Source organism: Oleiphilus sp. HI0128 (assembly GCF_001635365.1).
In genome coordinates this window covers 1-4239 of the sequence record NZ_LWGG01001054.1, presented here as the reverse complement: position 1 = coordinate 4239, position 4239 = coordinate 1, and the positions used below count along the sequence as shown (strand labels likewise).

Genomic DNA, 4239 nt, shown 5'->3' with positions numbered 1-4239 from the left:
AACAGCTATCTGACGTCGAAGGTATGGTAGCTCGGCGCTCAATTAGGCCCGGATCAACAATTCAACCTGGCCATTTAACACCGCCAAAGCTGGTTAAGCGCGGCGATAATGTTGTAATCGTTGCCAGCAATAGTGCAATTTCGGTTAGAATGAACGGCACCGCTATGACTGACGGGGCGTTGGGGCAGCAAATACCCGTACAAAACCTGCAGTCGAAGCGTGTTGTAAAGGCTCGCGTAAGTGAGCCCGGCCTTGTAATAATAACACTTTAGAAAAAAACATAATTTACTGTAAGATTTAGCTAAAGTATTAAGATCGCATGCCGATATATTAGGCATAGAAAGATTTAAGGATGCATCACCATGAATATTGATATAAATGGCATTGGCTCTAATCGCACAGATGGCCCCAAACGAAATCAGGCTGGAAAGTCTGTTGAGAGCATTAGTAACCCCGCTCAAGGGCAGCCCCCTTCAAGCGAAAATGCTAAAGACAGCGTTAGCTTTAGCTCCTCGGCACAAAATCTTGCTCGCATTGAAGCAGAGATTAAATCACTGCCTGAAGTAAACCAAAGCCGCGTCGATGAGGTAAAAGCTCGTATAGAACGTGGTGAATATCAGCCAGACTCTGATAACTTGGCTCGAAAAATGCTTGATTTGGGGTAATTATCATTAATTACTCCAATGAGGTCTACTATGTCAGAGTTTACCGAGCAGCTTAAGAACTTACTCCGTCAAGATATTGTCGATCTAGATACCTTAAAGAAGCTCTTGGACCAAGAAAAGCAAACCCTAACAACGCGCAACACCGATCAAATTTCTCTATTATCCAAACACAAAACTCAAACTGTCCAACAATTAGAGTCTCGCGGAAAAATTAAGGCCAGGTTAATAGCCGAGTCTGGGCTTGGCATTAAACCTGGACACGTTGAGGAAAAGCTACAAACACTAAATGATGATGATTTAGTTAACTTATGGCAAACTTCCCGCGAGAAAATGCAACAATGCAAAGATACTAACCAGGTCAACGGAAGCATTATTAGTCGCTCCTTACAGCGCACGAATAAGTTGATGACAATCATCCGCGGCCAAAACAAAACGCAAAATCTTTATGGCCAACAAGGTAAAGAGCAAAGTTACGGATCCACCCATCGCATTGGCCAGGCCTGATACCCCACCCCCAACTACTCATGAATGCCCTTTATGCTTGTCAAAAGAAACAAGGGCTATTCACCGAGATTCACACAGCAAAGTAGACAGAGAATACCTTAACTGTGCGCACTGTGACCTGATATTTGTTCCTAAGCAGTTTCACATCTCGCCCGGGTATGAAAAATCAATCTATGATTTGCATGAAAACAACCCCGAAGACAAAGGATATCGGCGCTTTCTAGAGAAGTTATCTATGCCGCTGATATCTCAACTAGAACCCTTTGCCAATGGGCTTGATTTCGGCTGCGGACCCGGACCAACTTTATCAATCATGATGCGTGAAAAGGGCTTTAACGTAGAAGAGTACGATCCTTTCTACATGCCAGACAAAAGCCCTTTAAGTGGCCGCTACGACTTTATTACCAGTACAGAGGTTGTCGAACATCTGAGCAAGCCAAAAGAGGTATTTGAGCTCTTGTTTAAGATGCTGAAAAAGAAAGGAGTCTTGGGCATTATGACAAAACAACCCCCAAAGCAAGGCATCGTGAATTGGCAGTATACGAAAGACCCAACTCACATCAGCTTCTATTCCGTTAAAACCTTTCAATATATTGCTGCATTGTTCGACTGCCAGCTAGAGGTCATCTCTTACGACACAGTATTGCTAATCAAAAGATAAAACAGTACTCATTTACTTTTGCTCAGCGCCTAATAATCAACCCCTTCACGAGCCTTAACGCCCGCCTTATAGGCGTGCTTGATCTCTTTAATCTCTGATACCGTATCAGCTAACTCCTGCAACGCAGAGCCACCACCTCGTCCGGTAACAATCACGCTTTGCTCAAAAGGCCTATCTCGCAAAGCAGAAAGAATTCGTTCTTCTTCAAGGTATTTATAGGCAATCATATAGGTCAGCTCATCCAGCACGACCAAGTTGTAGCTGTCATCTGCAAGCATTTTCTCCGCTACCTTCCAGGTTTTTTCGGCCGCTTCGATATCTGCTTCTCGATCTTGCGTGTTCCAGGTAAAGCCAGTCCCCATTTGATAGAAGTCTACATCTGGCAATTTGTTTTTTAAGTAAAGCTCTTCACCTGAAAGCTGTGCCCCCTTGATAAACTGTACTACTCCAACCTTATGGTCATAGCCCAAGGCCCGCAAAACCATGCCAAAAGCAGAACTGCTCTTTCCCTTGCCATTTCCTGTAAGCACTATTAAGACACCACGTTCAATATTGGCTGCCTCGATATTAGCGTCTACATTGGCCTTTTGTTTTTGCATCTTCTTTTTATGTGAAGCATTTTTATCTTGCTTTTCCAAGGTCGTACTCCTTCAGGAAGGTAGGTTAGATTATTTATTTTATGAGCGGGCTCTGACTTGATCTAAAGCACTGCAAACGGACTTCATTCCATCAATCACGCGAAGTGAAAAACGATGCATTACGTCACCATTCACGGAAAATATATGCTGATTTCTTACTGCTGGAATCTCGCGCCAGGTAGCCCATTGTTGTGCATCGCCCAATTCTGCACCATGATGCGAAGGAACAATGATCACTTTAGGTTTCGCCTTGAGAATAACCTCTAGACTCACTTGCGGATAATCTAGCGAAGTATCATCAAATATATTTACTCCACCACAACTCGTTAAAATTTCATTGATCCAGCTGCCCGCACCTATCGTTCTTAAGGGCTCATTCCACAACTGGTAAAAGAAGCTTATTGGCGCTTTATGATGATTCTCTTTCTGTATGCCCTGCCAGTCTTGCTTAAACGTTGCAACGAGCTCCGCGGCTTTCGCATTCAGCCCAGTCAAGGCCCCCAGCTCTATGATTTCCGTTTCAATATCTGCCATACGCTTGGTTTCACTACGATAGACCTTTAAGCCCAAGCGTTCTAGGCGATCAATATCACCGGCAGGATTGCCTCCTTCCCAAGCAACAATCAAGTCCGGTTTTAAGGCGAGCACACTCTCAAGTTGAATCCCATTGTAACCACCGACCTGAGGTATTCTCTTAGCTTCATCAGGAAAATCAGCATAGCTTGTCGTTGCTACGATTCTACTTCCAGCACCTAGAGAAAATAATAACTCAACTGAGTGTGGAGAAAGCGCTACGATTCGCTTTGCAACAAAGGGTGCGTGGGAAGTTTCGTCACTATGAGACAAGGAAGCTTGAAAAGCCAAGACTAGCAAAAGCAATAGATTAAGTACTCTGAACATAAGCACGATTTACCATCCTCGACGACGAAGAACCAGAAGAAAGAAGGCACTACCAATTGCTGCTGTAATGACACCAACGGGTAGCTCATTATTATCGATCAAGGTACGTGCAAGCACATCAACCCATACCATGAAACAACCACCCAATAATACACACGCCGTTAAAACGTGCTTACTCCGGCGCTCTAGCAACCTTCTAACAATATGGGGCACCATTAAACCAACAAAGCCTATGCCACCACAATTTGCAACCAACGTTGCCGTTAACAAAGAACTAAGCAATAACATAGAAATTCGCAAACGCTTTACATCCACTCCTAATGCGGTCGCACTTTCATCCCCCGCAAGCATGACACGCAAACGCCGGTGATTGGCAAAAAATATTGCGATACAAATAAGAATAACTAAAGACGGCATCCATAATGCTCCCCAGTGAGCTTTACTAAAACTACCCATAGTCCAAAAAATAAGCGATGCAACGGCTTGAGCATCAGCCATATATAAAACCAAGCTCGTTGCCGCGCTGAACATAAAAGAAACCGCAACGCCGGCTAATAACATTCGTTCAATTTGCGCCCCCATACCCGAAAGAGAGATAACCAGAATAACCGACACAGCACTGCCAATAAACGCTCCAGCAGTGATACCGAGATCATACAGACCAGCATCACTTAGCATTGAACTAGCTCCACCTGCGGCAATGACCAGCACAGCGCCAAATGAGGCGCCTGAGGAAATACCAAACAAATAAGGGTCAGCCAGCGGATTTCGAGTAACCGTTTGCAGAACTGCACCGGCTAAAGACAAACCAGCCCCCGCAAAGAAAGCAAGTATCAGGCGTGGAAGACGCAGATCGAGTAGTACTTGCTCA

At 44.5% G+C, this 4239-nt stretch carries 7 protein-coding genes; 4 read left to right on the top strand and 3 right to left on the bottom strand.

The window, feature by feature from the left end:
* The 4 genes from flgA to A3763_RS17965 form a co-directional block, all read left to right on the top strand.
* The coding region (gene flgA / locus A3763_RS17980; protein WP_068760288.1) for a flagellar basal body P-ring formation chaperone FlgA at window positions 1-272 on the top strand (272 nt) is incomplete at its 5' end.
* 90 nt (window positions 273-362) lie between these two features.
* Window positions 363-665, top strand: coding sequence for a flagellar biosynthesis anti-sigma factor FlgM (flgM, locus tag A3763_RS17975; RefSeq protein ID WP_068507233.1), 303 nt, complete (start codon window positions 363-365; stop codon window positions 663-665).
* A gap of 30 nt (window positions 666-695) precedes the next feature.
* On the top strand, window positions 696-1169 hold the full coding sequence (locus tag A3763_RS17970) for a flagella synthesis protein FlgN (protein WP_068507235.1): 474 nt from the start codon (window positions 696-698) through the stop codon (window positions 1167-1169).
* A gap of 37 nt (window positions 1170-1206) precedes the next feature.
* Complete coding sequence (locus A3763_RS17965) at window positions 1207-1830, top strand: class I SAM-dependent methyltransferase (protein WP_231872240.1); 624 nt, start codon at window positions 1207-1209, stop codon at window positions 1828-1830.
* A 29-nt stretch (window positions 1831-1859) separates the two neighbouring features.
* Here the strand turns inward: A3763_RS17965 and cobO are convergent, their stop codons facing one another.
* The 3 genes from cobO to A3763_RS17950 form a co-directional block, all read right to left on the bottom strand.
* Entirely contained in the window at window positions 1860-2468 is a 609-nt protein-coding gene (gene cobO / locus A3763_RS17960; RefSeq protein ID WP_082865318.1) for a cob(I)yrinic acid a,c-diamide adenosyltransferase, read from the bottom strand.
* A gap of 39 nt (window positions 2469-2507) precedes the next feature.
* Entirely contained in the window at window positions 2508-3368 is an 861-nt protein-coding gene (locus A3763_RS17955) for a cobalamin-binding protein (RefSeq protein ID WP_082865058.1), read from the bottom strand.
* 9 nt (window positions 3369-3377) lie between these two features.
* Window positions 3378-4239 (bottom strand): iron ABC transporter permease (locus A3763_RS17950; RefSeq protein ID WP_068760286.1); only part of this gene is annotated, 862 nt, incomplete at its 5' end.